General features: G+C 66.6%; 16 protein-coding genes. 7 read left to right on the top strand and 9 right to left on the bottom strand.

Annotated features, from left to right (window positions below; genetic code table 11):
• The first annotated feature begins 44 nt into the window (after positions 1-44).
• Positions 45-668, top strand: a complete 624-nt coding sequence (locus tag AB6730_RS10635; RefSeq protein WP_371023580.1) for a YrbL family protein — start codon at positions 45-47, stop codon at positions 666-668.
• On the opposite strand, the gene AB6730_RS10630 is transcribed toward AB6730_RS10635, so the two are convergent.
• Positions 658-2,352 (bottom strand): ArnT family glycosyltransferase, encoded by a 1,695-nt coding sequence (locus AB6730_RS10630; RefSeq protein ID WP_371023579.1) that lies wholly within the window; start codon positions 2,350-2,352, stop codon positions 658-660. The genes AB6730_RS10635 and AB6730_RS10630 overlap by 11 nt on opposite strands.
• A 220-nt stretch (positions 2,353-2,572) precedes the next feature.
• Between AB6730_RS10630 and AB6730_RS10625 the strand changes: the two genes are divergently transcribed.
• From AB6730_RS10625 to AB6730_RS10615, 3 genes are read left to right on the top strand one after another with little or no spacing between them, the layout of a single operon-like run.
• Positions 2,573-3,115: an RNA polymerase sigma factor gene (locus AB6730_RS10625; protein ID WP_371023578.1), complete on the top strand. Its 543-nt coding sequence runs from the start codon at positions 2,573-2,575 to the stop codon at positions 3,113-3,115.
• A complete protein-coding gene (locus AB6730_RS10620) occupies positions 3,112-4,128 on the top strand; it encodes a FecR domain-containing protein (RefSeq protein WP_371023577.1) in 1,017 nt (338 codons plus the stop codon). Before AB6730_RS10625 ends, AB6730_RS10620 begins: the two co-directional genes overlap by 4 nt.
• Positions 4,129-4,158: 30 nt before the next feature.
• Complete coding sequence (locus AB6730_RS10615; protein ID WP_371023696.1) at positions 4,159-6,615, top strand: TonB-dependent siderophore receptor; 2,457 nt, start codon at positions 4,159-4,161, stop codon at positions 6,613-6,615.
• A 13-nt stretch (positions 6,616-6,628) separates the two neighbouring features.
• Here AB6730_RS10615 and AB6730_RS10610 read toward each other — a convergent pair whose 3' ends face one another.
• The 6 genes from AB6730_RS10610 to cyoA all read right to left on the bottom strand — a co-directional run bounded on the left by AB6730_RS10610 (position 6,629) and on the right by cyoA (position 12,627).
• The gene (locus AB6730_RS10610; RefSeq protein ID WP_371023576.1) at positions 6,629-7,558 is read right to left on the bottom strand and encodes a DUF535 family protein; all 930 of its coding nucleotides are present in this window, start codon (positions 7,556-7,558) and stop codon (positions 6,629-6,631) included.
• A 149-nt stretch (positions 7,559-7,707) separates the two neighbouring features.
• Entirely contained in the window at positions 7,708-8,481 is a 774-nt protein-coding gene (locus AB6730_RS10605; RefSeq protein WP_371023695.1) for an SURF1 family protein, read from the bottom strand.
• A gap of 2 nt (positions 8,482-8,483) precedes the next feature.
• Positions 8,484-8,894 carry a cytochrome o ubiquinol oxidase subunit IV gene (gene cyoD / locus AB6730_RS10600; RefSeq protein ID WP_371023575.1) on the bottom strand — a complete coding sequence of 137 codons (411 nt, stop codon included), beginning with the start codon at positions 8,892-8,894 and terminating at the stop codon, positions 8,484-8,486.
• On the bottom strand, positions 8,891-9,466 hold the full coding sequence (gene cyoC, locus AB6730_RS10595) for a cytochrome o ubiquinol oxidase subunit III (protein ID WP_306849505.1): 576 nt from the start codon (positions 9,464-9,466) through the stop codon (positions 8,891-8,893). Before cyoC ends, cyoD begins: the two co-directional genes overlap by 4 nt.
• 52 nt (positions 9,467-9,518) lie before the next feature.
• Entirely contained in the window at positions 9,519-11,492 is a 1,974-nt protein-coding gene (cyoB, locus tag AB6730_RS10590) for a cytochrome o ubiquinol oxidase subunit I (protein WP_371023694.1), read from the bottom strand.
• A gap of 70 nt (positions 11,493-11,562) precedes the next feature.
• Complete coding sequence (gene cyoA, locus AB6730_RS10585; RefSeq protein ID WP_371023574.1) at positions 11,563-12,627, bottom strand: ubiquinol oxidase subunit II; 1,065 nt, start codon at positions 12,625-12,627, stop codon at positions 11,563-11,565.
• 154 nt (positions 12,628-12,781) lie between these two features.
• Here cyoA and AB6730_RS10580 point away from each other — a divergent pair, with 154 nt between their 5' ends.
• Both AB6730_RS10580 and AB6730_RS10575 read left to right on the top strand, forming a co-directional pair.
• Positions 12,782-14,128, top strand: a complete 1,347-nt coding sequence (locus AB6730_RS10580; protein ID WP_371023573.1) for an MFS transporter — start codon at positions 12,782-12,784, stop codon at positions 14,126-14,128.
• Positions 14,129-14,203: 75 nt separating this feature from the next.
• Positions 14,204-15,259 (top strand): bifunctional transcriptional activator/DNA repair enzyme AdaA, encoded by a 1,056-nt coding sequence (locus AB6730_RS10575; RefSeq protein ID WP_371023572.1) that lies wholly within the window; start codon positions 14,204-14,206, stop codon positions 15,257-15,259.
• Positions 15,260-15,264: 5 nt separating this feature from the next.
• On the opposite strand, the gene AB6730_RS10570 is transcribed toward AB6730_RS10575, so the two are convergent.
• Both AB6730_RS10570 and AB6730_RS10565 read right to left on the bottom strand, forming a co-directional pair.
• A complete protein-coding gene (locus tag AB6730_RS10570; RefSeq protein ID WP_371023571.1) occupies positions 15,265-16,251 on the bottom strand; it encodes an NAD-dependent epimerase/dehydratase family protein in 987 nt (328 codons plus the stop codon).
• Between the two features lie 7 nt (positions 16,252-16,258).
• Positions 16,259-16,804 (bottom strand): DUF2058 domain-containing protein, encoded by a 546-nt coding sequence (locus AB6730_RS10565; protein ID WP_371023570.1) that lies wholly within the window; start codon positions 16,802-16,804, stop codon positions 16,259-16,261.
• Between the two features lie 102 nt (positions 16,805-16,906).
• Between AB6730_RS10565 and AB6730_RS10560 the strand changes: the two genes are divergently transcribed.
• Positions 16,907-20,017 (top strand): discoidin domain-containing protein, encoded by a 3,111-nt coding sequence (locus AB6730_RS10560; protein ID WP_371023569.1) that lies wholly within the window; start codon positions 16,907-16,909, stop codon positions 20,015-20,017.
• Positions 20,018-20,020 lie beyond the last annotated feature (3 nt).

Below are 20,020 nucleotides of genomic sequence, written 5' to 3'. Positions count from 1 at the left end.
CAGCAACTTACGGCGGCCTTTCGGCCACCGCGCGAGGATCGACGATGTTCAGACTGGCCGAGGCCCAGCCGATCGCCACCGGGCATGTCCGCGAGGTGTACCAGCACCCCGGCGAGGCGGACCTGCTGATCAAGGTGATCGCCAGCGGCTCCATCGAGGAACGCTGGAACAAGGCCCCGTGGTATCGCCGCATGGCGCGCAGCGGGCCGTACAAGGATTTCGTGCGCGAGTTCCGCGAGTACGTCACCGGGATCTACGTGGGCGGCTACGCCACCTCGCCCATCGCCCGGGTAGTCGGACTGGAGATGACCGACATCGGGCTCGGCCAGATCGTGGAGAAGGTGCGCACGCCCGATGGCCGGCTGGCGCCGACCCTGCACGACTGGGTGAAGGCGGAAGGCTTCACGGCGAAGACCCAGGCGGAACTGGACGAGTTCTACGCGCGCCTGCTCTCGCACAACACCATCGCCGCCGACCTGCACGCATGGAACGTGGTCTACGGCGAGGACTCCCGCGGTGGCCCGCGCCTGGTCATGATCGACGGCTTCGGCGAGAAGAACATCATCCCGCACTGCTCGATGAACCGCGCGCACAACGCCTCGCGGACGAAGAGGAAGTACGAGCGCATGCTGCGGCGGACGAAGGCCGAGGCTCCGCCTACTTCGTAACCGCTGGCGACGGCACGCAGCCGGTCTTCGACGCAGCCGCGGGCAGCAACGCGAAGCGCGAGCGGTTCGCCACGCCCAGCGGCACGACCTTGTCGGCGACGATGCAGTCGTCGAACGCTTCCTCGTTGATCAGCAGCCAGCGATGCGCCGGATCGGCGGCCTGCCACGCACGCGCATCGCGCAGCTGTGCCGCCGAATCGCGCGCGAAGCCGAACTCCGCCACAGGCCGCCGGGCCTGGTAGAGAAGCTCCTCGCGCCACACCACGAGGCCAAGCTGGCCGTCGGTACCGATCGCGGCGTCCGCCTCTTCCATCAGCTGGCGCGTGGACTGGTTGGCGTCGAGCAGCGGATACGTGCCCAACGGCCAGATGATCCATGCCAGCGCCATGCCGCCGAGCAAGGCGGCGACGCCGCGCCGTGGCCTGAAAACCAGCGCCGACACCAGGAAACCCACGCCCACCGCGATCACGCAGACCCAGAGGTCGTGGCCGTGGCCGGGCAATTCGTAGCCTTCGGCGATCCGTTGCGCGGCCTTCGGCGCCTTCGTCAGCGCCCACAGGCCGGCTCCGCCGAACACCACGGCGCAAGCAAGCGTGATCCAGAAGGCGACCCTGGGCAGCCAGCGCGTCTTCAGCAGGTCCACGACATACGGCGCCATCGCCAGGGCCAGCATCGGCAGCGCGGGCAGGATGTAGATCTCGCGCTTGCCGCGCGGAATCGAGAAGAACACCAGCACCAGCACGAACCACAGCAGGGGCATCCACACCCGCGGCTCACGCAGGCGCAAGGCTTCGCGCCAGCGTGGCACCAGGAAGGGCACCAGCAGCCAAAGCGGAATCCACTCGCGAAGGATCACGAGCAGGAAGAACCAGGGTTTTTCCTCGTGCTGCCAGGAATTGGCGTAGCGCTCGGCGGTCTGCCGGAACAGGATGTCGTGCACATAGGCCAGGTATTCCGGCGTGCGCAGCCCGTAGGCCGTCGCCAGCATCGGCGCCAGCCATAGCGCGATGGCGAGCAGGAAAGCCAGTGCGCCGCCCGCCCAGCGCCAGCCGTCGCCCCGGGTCATCGTCACCCCGGGCCATTGCCGCGCACGCATCACGGCGTAGGGAACCAGCATCAGCAAGGCGATGACGCCCACGCCCTTGGTGATCACGCCCAGCCCGGCGGCGAAACAACCCAGCCAGTACATGCGCCAGTTCGGGCCGCGCAGGCAGTGCAGCAGGATGCCGGTATTGCCCAGCGTGATCCAGAACAGGTTGAGCGGGTCGATCTGCGCGTGCTTGATGACGTCGACGAACTGCATCGTCGCCAGCACGAGCGTGGCCGCCACCAGGCCCACGCGCGCGTTCCACAGGCGCCGGCCGAGGTGCCAGACGAGGGCGAGCGTGCCGAGGCCGGAGAAAAGCGAGGTCAACAGGAAGGCGCCGCGCCAGCCGCCGGTGAGCCACATCCAGAACGCCTCCGTCCACATCAGCATGGGCGGCTTGTCGGAATACAGCTCCATGCCCCGGTGCGGGAACAGCCACTGGCCGGATTCGAGCATCTGCCGGGCGACGAGGGCGAAGCGCGGTTCATCCGGCGGCCAGGGGTCGCGCAGGCCGATGCCCGCCGCCAGCACGGCCAGGGCGATCAGCATGAACCAGCCGAACTCGCGGCGAAGGGATCGTTCGTCGGTGGATAGCATGGATACGTCTGGCAAGGCAGTCCCGCGCATCGTAGCCGAAGGGGCAGCCCGCCACCCTTACCGTTCGCTTAGGGGTTCATTTCAATTTTCCGGGGCTGGCACGTCTAAAGGGTTCGCCGGTGCGGAAATCGGCGTTCGTCCCTGCCCGTACGGGCGTCGATTTCCCACCGTGCGACCATATAGCGCTTATCCCCAGCTCATGAACGCGGTCAGGCAAACCATGGATCCATCCGAGGCGGGCACACCGCCCGGCGGCACGCGCGCCACCCAGGTGGTGGCCCTGTTCCGCGAGCACAACGCGGCACTCGTGGGCTTCCTGCGGGCCCGGCTGAACTCGCTCGCGGATGCCCAGGAAGTGGCCCAGGAGGTCTACCTCAAGCTGCTCTCGCTGGACGACGCGACCGTGATCGACTCGCCGCGCGCCTTCCTGTTCCGGGCCGCCTCCAACCTGGCCGTGGACCGCCTGCGCATGCGCAACGTGCGAGCCTCGGCGCCCGCGGACCCCGACGCCGACAACTGGCACGCCACGCCGATTCCCGAGCAGCACGCCTCGGCCCACGAACAGTGGCGCGACCTGCGCCAGGCACTCGACGAACTGCCCCCCAAGACCAGCCGCGCCTTCGTCATGCACGTGATCGAAGGGCGGGAATTCGCCACGATCGCGCGTGAGATGAATCTCAGTGAGCGCATGGTGCGCTACCACGTCGGCAATGCCCTTGCGCATTGCCGTGAACGCCGCGACCGCGCGGAGAACCTCCGATGACCACGACCACCTACGCTCCCGATCGGCAGATCGAGTACACCGCCGCCGACTGGTGGGTCCGCCTGCGCGACCCCGGCCTGCCCGATCCCGCCTTGCTCCAATGGAGCGAGTGGCTCGAAGCCGATCCGCGGCATGCGGAGGCTTTCGACCGCGCATCCGCCCTCGCCGAGGTGGCCGGAGCCATGGACGCGGCGAGCCGCGAGGCATTCGCGCATCGGTTCGCCCCGCCCAAGCCGGCTCGCCGCACGGTTCCGCGCCTCGCTCTCGCCCTGGCGGCCAGCGTGCTGCTCGCGGTCGTCGGAGCGGGTGCGTTCCTGGGTTTGCGCCATGGCCAGGGCGAAGCGCCTAGGCAATACGTCAGCGAACGGGCGGGCCACCGCGACATCGACCTTCCCGACGGCTCCAGCATCGAACTCGGCGGCGCCAGCTCGATCACTGCGCGCTATGGACGCGACGAGCGCACCGTCGACCTCGAAGCAGGCGAGGCTTTCTTCCGCGTCGCGCATGCCGAACGGCCGTTCGTCGTCCATGCGGGGCCCTTGCAGATCCTCGACCTGGGCACCGCCTTCAACGTGCGCCGCACCGGCGACCGGGTGACCGTCGCCGTCACCGAGGGCCGCGTGCGGGTGTCGCCCCTGGCCACCCAGGGTGACGCCGGCACCATCGAACTGGGAGCGGGACGCGAGGTCTCCTTCGATCCTGAGACGCAGGCGATGCGAATCCTCGACATCGACCCCGCGAGCGCCACCGCCTGGCGCGGTCACCGCCTGGAGTTCGTCAACGAGCCCCTGTCCTCGGTGATCGAAAACGTGAACCGTTACAGCGCGCGGCCGATCCGGCTCGCCGATCCTGCCCTCGGCAAACTGACGTTTACCGGTACGGTCGAGGTGGATACCATCGACAGCTGGGTATCCGCCTTGCCGCGAGTCTTTCCCGTCCGCGTCGACACCTATCCCGACCGGCTGGAACTCGCTCGCCAGACCACGATGGCGCGGAGCATCCAGCCGCGCTGAAGACCACAAGGGCCGCAAGTCTTGCAGTACATGCTTCGCGGGCGCCGGCGCGCACTCACCGGCGCGCTCGCGCTGGCTCTCTCGGCGCATGCCGCCGGGGCGGCCGAAGCACCTGCCGACGGCCCGTCCACCCCCATGCCATTCGCCATCGCGCCGCAACCGCTGGCCACGGCGTTGCTGGCCTGGGGGAAGCAAGCGAACGTGCAGGTCCTGACCGCTTCCGGCTCGATCGCCAACTGGCGCTCGGGTGGCGCGCAGGGTGTATTGACTCCGAATGCCGCGCTCGACGAGTTGCTCGAAGGCACCGACCTGCAACGCGAGTCGTACGACAAGCGCACCGTCGTGGTCCGGCAGCGGCAGAAACCCAACAACGCGACACCCGCCCCGGTGGATCCCGACGTCGCGTTCGATCCCGGCACCGTCGTGCCACTTGCCACCGTGGACGTGCAAGGGCTGGTTTCCGACACGGGCTTCAAGGCCGACACCACGCGCACCGTCACGCGCAACGAAGCGCGACTCACCGACGTACCCCAGTCGGTCACCGTGGTGACCCGGGACGTGATCGAATCGCAGCAGGCACTGGATATCGGCGACGTCGCCCGCTACGTGGCGGGGGTGCAATACGTGGACGGTTATGGCGGCTCACCGCTCTTCCTGATCCGCGGCTTCGATGCCGGCCACGGCATGACCGACGGCATGCCCAACGGTATCGCCCGTACCGAGGATCTTCCCCCGCTGATCGGCATCGAGCGCGTGGAAGTGCTGCGTGGCCCCGAGGCCATCCTGGGCGACGCCTCGCAGAACAACAATTTCGGTGGCTCGATCAACGTCGTGATGAAGCGGCCGCAGGCCCAGCCCGTGCGCACGCTGACCTATTCGCTGGGTGAGTACGACGGTGCGCGGCTCGGCCTCGACCTGGCGGGCGCCGCTTCGAAAGACGGCAGCGTGACCTACCGTCTGGTGGCGGCGGGCCAGCGCGGCGAGAAGACGCCGCAGGGCTTCGGCGGCGGCAGGGGCGCCTATCTCGCCCCGTCACTGGCGTGGCAGGGGGAGCAGACGCGGGTGATGGGTGGACTGGAGTTCGTGGACAACCGCGTACCCGGCCCCGACCACACCGTGCTGCTGGGTCCCGGTCTGTCCACCGCCAAGCCTTACCGTTCCTTGTCCGCCGATCCCACCGACGAATCGACCTATCGTACGAGCCGGGCGGTATTCGAGCTGGATCATGAATTCGGCGATGACTGGACCTTCCACAGCCAGGGCCAGTACGTGCGCCAGCGCAGCGACGGCCGCAGCCAGTCCTATCTCGCCAGCGGGTTCGCCGGGGCGCTGGATGCCGTGGATCGCCGCTTCCGTTATTCGGGAACGTATTGGACCTGGCAGAACGACCTCAGCACCACGTTCCGCCATGGCGACGTCACGCACACCGTGCTGATGGGGCTGGACCTGGCGCGGACACACGCCGGCGACAACGGCAGCGGCAGTACCGAGGAAGGCGTCACGGCGGATACCTCGAACAGCGACGCGGTGATCGTCACTCGCCCGCTTGCCTACGATTTGCGCAGCAGCAGCGATTTTTCCGCGAAATTCAACGCGCTGGTGTCGCCGGTCAGCACGACGGTGCAAGCACTGGGCGGTTCGTGGCAGACCAACGCGGGCCTGTACCTGCAGGACCAGATGGCGATCGGCGAGCAATGGAACGTGCTGGTGGCGCTGCGCCGTACCCAGTACGAACTGGAGACGCGCTGGCAGGACGGTTCACCCCGCCGGGTGCACAAGTCGCGATGGATTCCGAAGCTGGGCGTGGTCTACAAGATCTCGCCCACCATCGCCGTCTACGCCGACACCTCCACCGGCTTCCAGCCCGATCCCCTGCTCGGCAAGGACGGCCAGCCGCTACCGGTGGCCACCTCGCGCCAGGTGGAACTCGGTGCGAAGTTCGACCTGTTCGACCAGCGCGCGCGCCTGACGGCGGCGCTCTACCGCATCCACGTCGACCACAGCATCGACCTCGTCTCGCCCGAACCGCCGTTCTTCGCGACGCCGGGGCCGGGCCAGACCAACCGCGGCCTGGAACTGGAATTCGCGGGGCAGGTCGCGCCCGGGCTCGACGTGCTCGCCAGCCTCACCGAAGCGCACATCAGCAACCACGACGACACCCGGCCGACCGGTGCGCCGAAGCACCAGGCGGCCGTATGGGCGAGCTACCGCTTCGGCGAGGGGACGGTGAAGCCGTGGGGCGTGGCGGCCGGCATTCTCGCCCGCAGCCGCAGCCTCGGCCGCACGAGTTCGGACGGGCGATATTTCGGCATCCCCGGGCAAGCCAGCGTGGAAACCAACGTATCGCGCTACGGCGAGCACTGGCGGCTCACGCTCGGCGTGAAGAACCTCTTCGCGCGCACGCTGTACGCCGTGAACTTCGACGAGACCTTCGTTCCGATACGACAAGGGCGTGTGGTCTTGCTCACCGGCACCTACGACTTCTAACGGCTCGGATTCGTCAGCCAACCGATTTCGCGAATGCCTTCAGCGCGACCTCGCATGCCTCGCGGCGGAATGCGTCACGCTCGGCACGTCCGCTCGATCCGCCGAGACGGGGGATGTCGTAGCAGCCATCGGCACCCGGCACGCCGCCGTGGCGGCGCCAGAACCTGTCGTAAGATGCAGCTGTCACGCCGGCACGGCGGTCCAGTGGATGCGCAGCGCACGACACGCCGCGTACGCGCTCCACGCCGTAATACGTGGCCAGTGCACGCACCACCGCCAACAGCAGGTCACGCGGGCGCAGGCCGCCGCTGGCCCGGCTGAACCGGGCTATCGCCCCACGGCCGAGATAGGCCCATGAGCCACGCATGGCGCCGACGAGTAGCCCCTCCGCGCCACCGAAGGTGATCGCGCAGGACGAGATCACCTCCTTGTCGCCGTTCAACAGGTACAACCCGAGCTCCCCCGTGCACTCGCTTTCCGGCGCCCGCGCATGCAGGTAGGCCACTTCGCCATCGCCGAGTGGGAGCGTGGCAAGCCTCACGTCATGGCCCTTGAGCAGGCGGTTGCTCAAGCGTTCGGGGAACTCGCGCGCCACGAAGCGATAGTGGGCTTCGATGAGCCGCGCGCGGGCGTCGAGATCGAAAGACCGCGAGATGTAGTGCGACTGCCAGCGCTCGTACACCCGCGGGTTGAACTCGGCAGCCACCCGCATCGCACGCGATGCACCTACCAGCCGGAGCCATTGGGCCTGGCGGCGAAACGCCGTGAGCGTGCGCAGGAGATAAGCGAGCCGTCGTTCCGGCATGGGCCGGGAGCGTCGCAAGATCGCGCGCCGCCGCGCATGGTCGAATACCAGGCCCAGGGGGCCGCGATCCTGGCGGGGCGACGTCCAGCCTAGCGGCAGGTCGTCGAAGGGCGCGCTGTGGGGGTAGCGAGGCTGCATACCTACAAGACGTACGGCATCCCTGAAATTGAAATGCCGACCTCCGCTCTGATAGAAACCGACTTCCGCTCTGGTGGGAGCCCGCTTCTGCCTTGGTGGGAGCCTCTGCTTTGGTGGGAAGCCGCTTCAGCGGCGATGGGTGCGGACGATCAGGCGCGGCGCTTGCGCCGTTCGTCTTTCCAGACGATCCATGCCGCCAGCAGGGTCAGCAGGGCCATGGCGAACCAGGTGATCGCGTACATCAGGTGGTTGTCGGGGAAGGCGATGACCGTGAGTCCACCGACCGGGCCGTCGTTGCCCTCGCCGCGCCCCGGCGAGGATGCCGCATCGGCATCGACGAAATACGGCGCCACATCGTCGAGACCCTTCGCCGCGGCGATGGCGGCCACGTCACGCGAGAACCAGCGATCCTCCGCCGGCCGGTTCGGCTGCAGGAACGCGCCTTTCGGCTCGCTGATGCGAAGCAGGCCGGTCACCGAGGTCTCCCCCGACGGCCCCGGGGTGCAAGCGGCCTTGCCCCCGCACCAGGTGGGCGAAACGAAGCCACGATTCACGATCACCACATCGCCACCGCGCAAGCGCAGTGGCGTCAGCAGCCATGAGCCCATGCCGAGTTCGGTGCTCGCCCGAACGCGCACGCTCTTGTCCTGCAGGAAGCGGCCGACGAGCTTCACCCGGCGGTATTCGTCGTTGGACGCGCTCACCACCGGCCACTGGCCGCGACCCGGTGCATCCACCGGTTCCGCGTGCACCCGCGCATCCACGCGGACGACGAGGTCGTGCTTCCACGCCCGGCGCTGTACCTGCCAGATGCCCAGCGCGACGAACGTCGCGAACAACAGCGCCCCCAGCAGGGCCAGCAAGCCCAGAACGAAGACGCCGCGCGGTCGGCGCGGCGTCGTGGTGTCGTCGGCGCCTTCCACGCTCAAGGCAGGTTCTTCACCTGCTGCTCGGTCATGTCATGGGACATGCCCGGCATCATGTTCGAGTTGAGGTGGAACATGACCCAGATCGAACCGGAAAGCGTGATCACGACCAGCACCAGGGTGAAGATCAGCGCCAGCATGTTCCAGCCGCCTTCCGACTTCGTGTTCATGTGCAGGAAGTAGATCATGTGCACCACGATCTGGATCGCGGCGAAGGTGAGGATCACCACCGCCAGCGTCTGCGAGTTCGGGATGACCTTGCCCATCACCAGCCAGAACGGGATGGCGGTGAGCACCACGGCGAGGAAGAACCCCGTCATGTAGCCCTTCAGCGTGCTGTGGCTGTGCCCGTCGTCGTGGTCGTGGTGATCGTGTTGTGGGTGGTCGTGCGATTCGATGTGCGCGCTCACGGCAGCACTCCCATCAGGTAAACGAAGGTGAAGACACCGATCCAGACCACGTCGAGGAAATGCCAGAACATCGACAGGCACATGATGCGGCGCTTGTTGGCCGGCGTGAGCCCGAAGCGGCCCACCTGGAACAGCAGGGTGATCAGCCAGATGATGCCGAAGGTCACGTGCAGGCCGTGGGTACCGACCAGGGTGAAGAACGACGACAGGAACGCGCTGCGCTGCGGACCGGCGCCTTCGTGGATCAGGTTCGCGAACTCGTACAGTTCGATGCCGAGGAAGGTGGCGCCGAACAGGCCGGTGACGACCAGCCAGGCCATCATCGTGCCCTTGCGGTTCTTCTGCATCTCCAGCACGGCGAAGCCGTAGGTGATCGAAGACAGCAGCAGCATCGTCGTATTGATCGCGACCAGCGGCAGTTCGAACAGGTCGGCCCCCGAAGGACCACCCGCATAGCTGCGGCCGAGCACGCCATAGGTGGCGAACAGGCAGGCGAAGATGAGGCAGTCGCTCATCAGGTAGATCCAGAACCCGAGCAACGTGCCGTTGGCCGGGTGGTGGTCTTCCTTCATCCAGAACTGGATGTCCTGGTCCGCGACGGCGGCGGAGGGCGTGGCGTTCATATCAGACATGGGCGGCAAGCTCTTCCGTGCGGGCGGCCTCGGTCCGGGCCACGACATCGGCGGGAATGTGGTAGTCGCGCTTGTAGTTGAAGGTGTGGCCGATCGCGGTCACCAGCAGGGCCACGAAGGCGATGCCGGCGATCAGGAACATGTGCCAGATCATGGCGAAGCCGAGCACGAAGGCGAAGCCCGCGATGATGATGCCGGCACTGGTGTTCTTCGGCATGTGGATCGGCAGGTAGCCTTCGGTGCGGCGGCCGGCGTTACGCTCCTTCATGTCCCACCACGCATCCGATTCGTGAATGACGGGGGTGAACGCGAAGTTGTATTCCGGCGGCGGCGAGGATGTCGACCATTCCAGGGTGCGGCCGTGCCACGGGTCGCCGGTGACGTCGCGCAACTCGTCGCGGCGCTTGTAGCTGACCCACAGCTGGACCAGGAACGAGCCGATGCCGAGCGCGATCAGCACCGCGCCGAAGGCGGCGATGCGGAACCAGATGGCGAGCGACGGGTCCTCGAAGTGGTTCATGCGGCGCGTGACGCCCATGAAGCCGAGCACGTAGAGCGGCATGAAGGCCAGGTAGAAGCCCACCAGCCAGAACCAGAACGAGCACTTGCCCCAGAACGGGTCCAGCTTGTAACCGAAGGCCTTCGGGAACCAGTAGTTGATACCGGCGAACAAGCCGAAGATCACGCCGCCGATGATCACGTTATGGAAGTGCGCGATCAGGAACAGGCTGTTGTGCAGCAGGAAGTCGGCCGGCGGCACCGCCAGCATCACGCCGGTCATGCCACCGATCACGAAGGTGACCATGAAGCCCACCGTCCACAGCATCGGCACCTCGAAGTGGATGCGACCGCGGTACATGGTGAACAGCCAGTTGAAGATCTTCGCGCCCGTGGGGATCGAGATGATCATCGTGGTGATGCCGAAGAACGAGTTGACACTCGCGCCCGAGCCCATGGTGAAGAAGTGGTGCAGCCACACCAGGTACGACAGCACCGTGATGACCACCGTGGCGTACACCATCGACGCATAGCCGAAGAGGCGCTTGCGGCTGAAGGTGGAGACGACCTCGGAGAACACGCCGAAGACCGGAAGCACCAGGATGTAGACCTCGGGGTGACCCCAGATCCAGATCAGGTTCACGTACATCATGGCGTTGCCGCCGAAGTCGTTCGTGAAGAAGTTGGTGCCCGCGTAGCGGTCGAGGGAGAGCAGCACCAGCACCGCGGTGAGCACCGGGAAGGCCGCCACGATCAGCACGTTGGTGCACAGCGACGTCCAGGTGAAGATCGGCATCTTCATCATGGACATGCCCGGCGCGCGCATCTTAACGATGGTGGCGATCAGGTTAATGCCGGAGAGGGTCGTTCCCACGCCGGCCACCTGTAGCGACCATATGTAGTAATCGACCCCGACATCCGGACTCTGCGCCAGCCCGGACAAGGGCGGATAGGCCAGCCAGCCGGTGCGGGCGAACTCGCCCACGAACAGCGAGGCCATCACCAGCATGCCACCGGCGACGGTCATCCAGAAGCTGAAGTTGTTGAGGAACGGGAAGGCCACGTCGCGCGCGCCGATCTGCAATGGCACGACGTAGTTCATCAGGCCGGTGACCAGCGGCATCGCCACGAAGAAGATCATGATCACGCCGTGGGCGGTGAAGATCTGGTCGTAGTGGTGCGGGGGCAGGAAGCCGGGGTTGCCGTTGAACGCGATCGCCTGCTGGGCGCGCATCATGAGGGCGTCGGAGAAGCCGCGCAGCAGCATCACGATGCCGAACACCATGTACATGATGCCGATCTTCTTGTGATCGATGCTGGTGAACCACTCGCTCCACAGGTAACCCCACAGCTTCGCCCGGGTGATGACGGCGAGCAGGGCGATACCGCCGATGGCGACCGCGATGAAGGTGCCGACGAGAATCGGCTCGTGGTACGGGATCGCCTCGAGGGTGAGGCGTCCGAAGATCAGTTTGGCTAGATCGGGCATGTTCATTACCGGACTCGGCAAGGCTTGAATTCTGAGGAGGCCGCCGCTCTTAGAGCGGACGTCCGGCAGGTGTCATCGGCTGGCCGGCGCTGCCGTTGCCGACGCACAGGGCACCGACATAACGCTGGCGGGCGTCGGCCAGGCCCACTCGCGCGCGGGTCGCGGCGTCGAGCGAGGTCACGTTGTAGGCACCGACCACGCCCTGGCCACCACGCGCATCGAGCGCCGCCATGTCGTTCATGCACATGCGGTTGGATTCGACGCAGCGGTTGAGGATGGCGTTGTAGAGGCCGGGGGTGACCGTCCCGTAGTAATGGACCGGTTCCTTCTCGCTCGGCTGTTCGAGCTTGAGGTAGTCCTCGCGGCCGAGCTGGTCCGCGCTCGCCTTGGCCTTCGCCACCCAGGCGTCGAAATCGGCGTCGGACAGGCTATGGAAGCGGAAGCGCATGTCGGAGAAGCCGGCGCCGCTGTAATTGGCGGAAATGCCTTCGAAATCGCCGGTTTTGTTCATGACCGCATGGAGCTTGGTCTCCATGCCCGGCATCGCGTAGATCATGCCGGCGAGCGAGGGCACGAAGAACGCGTTCATGACGGTCGAGGCGGTGATGTGGAACTCGATGGGACGGTCCACCGGGGCCGCCATCTCGTTCACCGTGGCGATGCCCTGCTCCGGATAGAGGAAGAGCCACTTCCAGTCCAGCGCCACGACCTCGACCACCAGGGGCTTCGTGCCGGGTGCCACGGTGCGGCCCTGGGATATCTGCTCCAGGGGCCGGTACGGGTCCAGCTTGTGGGTACTGGTCCAGGTCACGGCGCCCAGGGCGATGATGATCAGCAGGGGGGCCGCCCAGATCAGCAGCTCCAGCACCGTGGAGTGGTTCCAGTCCGGGGCGTATTCGGCGCGGGCCGCCTCGTTCGACGCCCGGTACTTCCAGGCGAAGATCAGGATCATCGCGATCACCGGGACGATGATGATCAGCATCAGCACCACGGAAATGATGATCAGGTCGCGCTGCTGCCGGGCGATGTCGCCCGAGGGGGATAGCAGCACGGCATCGCAGCCCGACAAGAGCAGGGCCAGGGCGGGGATCAGCAATCCGCGCAACATCTTCATGGACATTCGCATGATGGAGGCAACCGTGGGGACACGAAAAAATACGCCGATACGCCTGCGCAGGCCATAGGACACTTTGTCCCATGGCCCTGCAAGCCGAGTAGTGCGATCCTTGGCTATCCTGCCATCCACCTCCCCGAGCGGGCCGAATACGATGTCGAGCATTTCACACGCCCATCACAATGCCGCGGAAGGCGCCGAGAACGACGTCCGCCGCCAGCACCAGACCAGCCATGCCGCCGTTGCCCCAGGCGAAATCGCCGTGGGCGTGGTGATCGGCCGCGCTTCGGAATACTTCGACTTCTTCACGTACGGCATCGCGTCCGTCCTCGTGTTCCCGTCGGTGTTCTTTCCATTCCTGAGCCAGTTGGACGGGATCCTGCTGGCCTTCACGATCTTCTCGTTCGCCTTCATCGCGCGCCCCTTCGGCACGACGCTGTTCATGGCGATCCAGCGCAACTGGAGCCGGGGCACCAAGCTTACCGCCGCCCTGTTCCTGCTGGGCACCTCCACGGTTTGCATCGCCTTCCTGCCGGCCAACACGTCCAACGGCTACACGGTCATTGTGATTCTGTCGGTGCTGCGCTTCTTGCAGGGCATTGCGCTGGGCGGTTCCTGGGACGGCCTGCCCTCCCTGCTCTCGCTGAACTCACCGAAGAACCGCCGCGGCTGGTACGCCATGCTCGGCCAGCTCGGCGCCCCGACCGGCTTCCTGATCGCCGCCTCGCTGTTCCTCTTCCTCAATACCCAGTTGTCCCGTGAAGATTTCCTCGGCTGGGGCTGGCGCTATCCCTTCTTCGTGGCCTTCGCGATCAACGTCGTGGCGCTGTTCGCCCGCCTTCGCCTGGTCGTCACCGAGGAATACACCCAGCTCCTGGAAGAGCGCGAGCTGGAGCCGATCGGCATCATCGAGATGATCCAGGCACAGGGCTACAACCTGTTCATCGGCGCCTTCGCCGCCCTGGCCAGCTACGCGCTGTTCCACATCGTGACGATCTTCCCGCTGTCGTGGATCTCCCTCAATCGCTCGCAGGACATCAACAACGTCCTGATCGTGCAGATCGTCGGTGCCTTCGTGGCGATCCTGGCCACCGTGGCCTCGGGCGTCATCGCCGACAAGGTCGGCCGCCGCAACACGCTGGGCACGATGGCCGTGCTGATCGGCCTGTTCGCCATCGCCTCGCCCTGGCTGCTGGGTGGCGGCAAGGTCGCCCAGGATGCCTTCCTGATCGTCGGCTTCGCCCTGCTCGGCCTTTCCTATGGCCAGGCGGCCGGCACCGTCACCGCCAACTTCGCCAAGCGGTTCCGTTATACCGGCGCGGCCTTGACCTCCGACTTCGCCTGGCTGATCGGCGCGGCCTTCGCTCCGCTGGTGGCGCTGGGCCTCTCGGCCCGCTTCGGCCTGGTCGCGGTCAGCGCCTATCTGCTCTCCGGCGTGGCCTGCACCCTGCTGGCGCTGCGCATCAACAAGGCCTTCGAGACGGACCGGAACAAGGCTTGAGGGGGGCGGATCGTCCCCGAATAGCCGCCCGATCTTCGGCGCCGTGCCCCTCCGGCACGGCGTACCCTATGTCGCATGCTCTTCGACCTCCCCGACCACGAGACCCTCTACCGGGCCCTGCTCGAGCGTGATCCCGCCTATGACGGCCATGTCTTCGTCGGCGTGACCAGCACGGGCGTTTTCTGCCGGCTCACCTGCCCCGCGCGGAAGCCGAAGCTCGAAAACACCCGCTTCTTCGACTCCGTCGCCGGCTGCTTCGAAGCCGGCTTCCGGCCCTGCCTTCGCTGCCGCCCCCTCGACCCGGTGGGCCAGCGCGAACCCGTGGTGTCGGCCCTGCTTCGGCGGCTGGAAGACGAGCCGGAGCGGATCTGGTCCGAGGACGACCTCGTCCGCCTTGGCCATGATCCTTCCACTGTGCGCCGGGCCTTCAAGCGTCACCTCGGCCTCACCTTCCTCGACATGGCCCGCCTGCGCCGGGCCGGACGTGGCATGGATCGACTGGCGGCGGGAGCCAGCGTCATCGACGCCCAGCAGTCGGCCGGCTACGACTCCGGCAGCGGTTTCCGCGAAGCCATCGTCAAGCTGATCGGCGACAGCCCGGTGGAGCTGCGCGGGCGCGAACTGCTCAAGGCCGACTGGATCGAAACCCCTATCGGCAGCATGTTGGCGGTGGCCGATACCCGTGCCTTGCACCTGCTCGAGTTCTTCGACCGGGCCGCCTTGCCCACCGAACTGAAACGCTTGCGCGAGGCGAGCCGTTCCACGATCACGTTCGGCCGCACGCCGGTCATCGACCGTATCGAGGCGGAGCTGCGTGATTATTTCGCCGGAACCCGGCTGGCCTTCGAGACGCCCCTCGCCCTGCATGGCTCGGTGTTCACCAAGGCGGTGTGGGACGAGTTGATCGCCATTCCACCGGGGACGACACGCAGCTATTCGGAGATCGCGGCGGCGGCGGGACGGCACACGGCGGTCCGGGCGGTCGCCCGGGCCAACGGGGCCAACCAGATCGCCATCATCATCCCGTGCCACCGGGTGATCGGCGCGGATGGGTCGCTGACCGGATATGGCGGTGGGTTATGGCGGAAGGACTGGCTGTTGCGGCACGAGCGGAAGGTGGCGGCAACTTGATCGCCTCAGCCCAACACCGGATACGGCCCTTCCGCGAACACCTCGTCGTGATATCCCTTCACGCCGATAGTCCGCGCCAGGTCGCTACGAAAATCCTCACCGCGCCGCAGGCATTCCAGCACGAAGGGGAAGTCGCGCTTCGGCGTCCAGGCAAGGTCGCGACGGGCGCGGGCGCTGTCATAGACGCGGTCCAGCGACGGCAGCAATTTCCACCCACGCGCCGAATAGAGCGCATCCACCTCCGGGAACAACCCTCGCACCACGGCGGCTGCGTCCTGGCGCAACGCGGCGACGTCGTCCCGCGAAAAAGGTGTCGGCGCCGAAACGATGTAGCGACCGAATCCTAGCGACGGCGCCTTGTCGAGTGCGCACAGATGCGCCTCGACGATGTCCTCGATGTCGGCTCGCCGATACAGCAGTTCGTTGGCCTGCATGTTCAGCGTGCCGTATGCCGAGCGCACGCTGGCATTGTCGTCGTCTTCGGGAAAGAAGCGCGAGGTCCGCAGGACGAGCACCGGCAGGCGGTCCTTACGGGCCACCAGTTCGCACATGCCCTCGGCGGCGATCTTCGTCGCGCCGTAGATGTTCTTCGGCACGGGCACGACGTCTTCGTCGATCCACGCCGCCGGTTCGCCGGGCGCGGGAGACAACGCCGCGCCGAATGCGCTCGTCGTGCTGGTGAAAACGAACGAGCGCACGCCATGCGCCACCGCGGCCTCCAGCAGCGCCACCGTGCCGCCGACGTTGGTGTCGACGAACTGCCGCTTGGAATGCGTCGCGACGTGCGGCTTGTGCAACGTGGCGGCGTGGATCACGCGGGTGACGCCGGACATGGCATCACGCACGAAGGCCTCGTCGGCGATGGAACCGACGATGTCCGTGTACGGCGAGGGCTTGATGTCCAGGCCCTTCACCGCACGGCCGTCCGCTCGCAAGCGGCGCACGAGCGCTTCGCCGAGATGGCCAGCGCTGCCTGTGACGAGAACGGTCATCGCATCCTCACCAGATGAGGTCGTCGGGCACGACGAACTGCTTGTAGTAGTCGTCGACATCTTCTTCCGACGGCGCCGCCGCGCCCTCCTTGCGCCCGTGGTCGAGCACGATCATGTCCGGCGCACGGGCGTGGATCTTGTCGGCGGGCAAGCGGGGAATCAATTCGTAGCCCTCGCCGGCACGTGCGATGGCGAGCGCGCCGGATGCCAGTTGCGCGCGGAGCGCGTCGTTGACGAAAATGCTGGCGATCTTGTCGCCATCGGGAAAACGATAGGCGCTGTCGCCTTCGCGCTTCACCTTGGTCGTCTCGATGATCTGGCGCACCTGGGCGCGGATTTCCTTCGCGCGGGCCTCGGCGTTGCGCTCGGCGGCCAGGGCCCGGTCCCGTTCGGCACGTTCCGCCTGCAATTTGCGTGCGTCGATGGAATCATCGGCCGGAGGCGGCGGCGCCTTGCCCTGCCGCTGCTTGGCCTGGTCGCGCACGATCTTGGCGGCCTTGTCTTTCTTGACCAGGCCGGCCTTGAGAAGTTGTTCCTGTAATGGGTTGCGCATGGCGAACGTTTCTTTTCCGCTGGGACATCGATTCTAGCGCCGAAGGGTTGGTTACATTGCGTTACGTGCCTAGGCTTGGTGGCCTCCCCGGAGGTAGAACGAATGCACGTCCTCATTTTCCCGCGCTCCGTGCGCCTGAGCCTGGCCCTGGCCACCCTCCTGGCCACCCCCGCGTTCGCGGCCGACCGGTTGCCGCCACGCGCGGAATGGAAGGCGAGCAGCTCCTCCCAGCAGGTACCCGCGCTGGCGCCCGAACACGCGATCGACACCGATGAGACCACGCGCTGGGGTGGCGCCTTCAGCCCGGGCCAGTGGTTCCAGGTGGACCTGGGCAAGGTAGCGAAGGTCGGCGGTGTGCGGATCCATTGGGACAGCGGCTTCGCCGCCGCGTACTCCATCCAGACCTCCGTGGATGGCAAGGATTTCCATCCCGTCTATACCGTGACCGACTCGCCAGGCGGGACGGAGTACCTCGTATTCCCCGCCACCGAGGCACGCTTCGTACGCCTCGCCGCGCCTGCGCGCACGGCGGACTGGGGCGTCTCCGTGTTCGAGTTCGAACCGTTCGCGGCAGCCGATGCGGCGCGCATCGCCGGCCTCGATGGCAAGGATGATGGCGCCTCGCTCTGGTCCGACGGCCACGCACGGGGGATCGTCGGCAAGGGCCCGGGCGGTACACGGCAACTCGAGGTCACCCTGCCCCGTCCGCTGGATATCGCCGGGATCGAGGTTCTCTGGGATGGGCCGCGCGACGGGGCCACGCTCCAGGGACGCGACGCCACGGGCGCATGGTCCACTCTCGACAGCGATCCCGGTAGCCTCGGCGACAGTTCCTACCTCGCGGCGCGTGAGGCGCGGAACGTCGGTGCGTTGCGTCTCGTCGTCGGCGCGAAGGATGGCGCCTCGCCTCGGATCAAACGCCTGCGCTTCCTCGGCCCGCTCCGTGCCATGACGCCGATGAAGCGGTACCAGGTAGCCGCTTCACGCGCCAACGCCACGCTGTTCCCTTCCTCGCTGCACATGCAGCAGGTGTACTGGACGGCCGTCGGCGTGCCCGCCGGGCTACAGAAGTCGATCTTCGACGAATACGGCAATATCGAGCCATTCAAGGGTGGCCCACAGATCCAGGCGATCTGGCGCGACGCTTCCGGCCGCACTGCGGTCTCCGACGGTGCCGAAAGATCACACGCGCTGCGCGACGGCTGGAAACCCATGCCATCCGTCAGCTGGACCGTGCAACCCGGCTTGTCCATGACCAGCGAGGCGATCGCGGTGCAAGGGAACGGCCAGCCGGTCGTGCTTCTGCGTCATCGCCTCCGTAATGCCGGCGCCACTCCCGTCGATGGCACGCTGTCCCTGGTCGTGCGTCCGATCCAGGTGAATCCGCCCTGGCAAAATGGTGGCGCATCGCCGATCCACGACATCGCGATCACCGGCACCGGCGCGAGCACGAACGTGCGCGTGGAAGGGCGGACGCTACTGACCTCGCTCACGCCGGTGGACCAGGCCGGGGCCGCTCCCTTCGGCGCGCATGGCGAGACGGAGATCACGGCGAACGCGGCCGCCGGCACCGCTCCCGGCGCGAGGGAAGCCCACGACGCCGACGGTCTCGCCGCCGGACTGCTCGGCTATCGCGTGCACCTTCAGCCCGGCGAGCAGCGTGACGTCGTACTGGCTTTCCCACTCGGCAACGCACCGGCCGATGCGAACGGTCATCTGCCCGAGCCACCGGCGATTGACCGTTCGCTCTTCACCGCCGCCGGATACGACACGCTGGCGGACAACGTATCCGACGAATGGCAGAAGCGCCTCGGCGGCGTGGGCATTTCGCTGCCGGACAAGTCGCTCGTGGATATCCTGCGGTCGCAGGCGGCATACATGCTCGTGAACCAGACCGGCCACGCCATGCAGGCGGGACCGCGCAACTACAATCGCTCGTTCATCCGCGACGGCGCCGCGACCGCCTCGATCCTGTTGCGCATGGGCGAGGTCAAGACCGCACGCGACTACCTCGACTGGTACGCGGCACATGCGGTGCACGAGAACGGCCTTGTTTCACCGATCCTCAACGCCGACGGCAGCGTGAACCGCGGCTTCGGCTCGGACATCGAATACGACAGCCAAGGGGAATTCATCAACCTCGTCGCCGACGTGGCCCGCTTCGGTGGTGGCCCTGCGAGCGTGAAGGATTATCTCCCCAAGGTTCGTGCCGCGATGCGTTTCATGCAGGAGCTGCGTGAACGCACGATGGTGCCGGGCTACCTGTCGAACCTGCCCGCGCCGGAACGCTTCCACGGGATCATCGCGCCTTCGATCAGCCACGAAGGCTATTCCAGCCCCACGCACAGCTATTGGGACGATTACTGGGCGTTGAAGGGCTGGCATGACGGTGCGTGGCTGGCCGACCAATGGGGCGACAAGGAACTGGCCGCCTATGCGCGTGAACAGTACGCCGCCCTGCGAGAGTCGCTGCGCAAGTCGATCGAGACGACGATGGCGTGGAAAGGCGTGGATACCATTCCCGCCGCCGCGGATCTCGGCGACGGCGACCCCACCAGCGTGTCGATCGCCCTCGACCCGGCGGGACAGATGGACGTCCTGCCACACGATGCGCTGGTCCGGACTTTCGACCGTTACCTTGCCGACGTACGCAAGCGCGAAGCGCCGGGCGAGTTGTTCGCATACACCCCGTATGAATTGCGCAACGTGCTGACCTACGTGTATCTCGACCGGCCGGACGACGCCGCCGAACTGCTCGCCGATGTCGTTCGCGATCGCCGGCCGCCCGAATGGAACATGTGGGCCGAGGTGGTTCATTCGCGGCTGCGCCATCCCGGCTATCTCGGCGACATGCCGCATACCTGGATCGGCTCCGAGTACGCGCGCACCATCTTCGGCATGCTGATGCGCGAAGCCGACGACGGTTTGTACCTTCTGCCGGGAGTGCCGGCATCGTGGGTGGCGGGAAGCGGCCTCTCGGTAACGCGGCTACCCGTCGCCTATGGATCGTTGAGCATGACCGCACGCAGGGACGGCAAGACCTTAACAGTGACACTCGACAAGGGCATTCGCGCCGGAACCCCGGTGCGGGTGTTCTGGCCTGGGCGGGCGAAGCCCGTGAAGGTCACCGCCGATGGCAAGGCGGTGAAGGAATGGGATGCCGATGGCGTGAGGTTCGCCAAGCCCTTCCACACCCTCACGGCGGAGTACTGAGGG

The sequence above is a fragment of the Luteibacter sp. RCC_6_2 genome, from assembly GCF_041360655.1.
Classification (GTDB): domain Bacteria; phylum Pseudomonadota; class Gammaproteobacteria; order Xanthomonadales; family Rhodanobacteraceae; genus Luteibacter.
The sequence above is the reverse complement of the archived record's forward strand: the minus strand, read 5'-3'. Positions and strand labels throughout refer to the sequence as shown.

Excerpts from the sequence above, each read along its gene's own strand:
- AB6730_RS10635 (WP_371023580.1), top strand. The coding sequence starts at position 45 with ATGTTCAGACTGGCCGAGGCCCAGCCGATCGCCACCGGGCATGTCCGC.
- AB6730_RS10630 (WP_371023579.1), bottom strand. The coding sequence starts at position 2,352 with ATGCTATCCACCGACGAACGATCCCTTCGCCGCGAGTTCGGCTGGTTC.
- AB6730_RS10625 (WP_371023578.1), top strand. The coding sequence starts at position 2,573 with ATGGATCCATCCGAGGCGGGCACACCGCCCGGCGGCACGCGCGCCACC.
- AB6730_RS10620 (WP_371023577.1), top strand. The coding sequence starts at position 3,112 with ATGACCACGACCACCTACGCTCCCGATCGGCAGATCGAGTACACCGCC.
- AB6730_RS10615 (WP_371023696.1), top strand. The coding sequence starts at position 4,159 with ATGCTTCGCGGGCGCCGGCGCGCACTCACCGGCGCGCTCGCGCTGGCT.
- AB6730_RS10610 (WP_371023576.1), bottom strand. The coding sequence starts at position 7,558 with ATGCAGCCTCGCTACCCCCACAGCGCGCCCTTCGACGACCTGCCGCTA.
- cyoC (WP_306849505.1), bottom strand. The coding sequence starts at position 9,466 with ATGAAGGAAGACCACCACCCGGCCAACGGCACGTTGCTCGGGTTCTGG.
- cyoA (WP_371023574.1), bottom strand. The coding sequence starts at position 12,627 with ATGAAGATGTTGCGCGGATTGCTGATCCCCGCCCTGGCCCTGCTCTTG.
- AB6730_RS10580 (WP_371023573.1), top strand. The coding sequence starts at position 12,782 with ATGTCGAGCATTTCACACGCCCATCACAATGCCGCGGAAGGCGCCGAG.
- AB6730_RS10575 (WP_371023572.1), top strand. The coding sequence starts at position 14,204 with ATGCTCTTCGACCTCCCCGACCACGAGACCCTCTACCGGGCCCTGCTC.
- AB6730_RS10570 (WP_371023571.1), bottom strand. The coding sequence starts at position 16,251 with ATGACCGTTCTCGTCACAGGCAGCGCTGGCCATCTCGGCGAAGCGCTC.
- AB6730_RS10565 (WP_371023570.1), bottom strand. The coding sequence starts at position 16,804 with ATGCGCAACCCATTACAGGAACAACTTCTCAAGGCCGGCCTGGTCAAG.
- AB6730_RS10560 (WP_371023569.1), top strand. The coding sequence starts at position 16,907 with ATGCACGTCCTCATTTTCCCGCGCTCCGTGCGCCTGAGCCTGGCCCTG.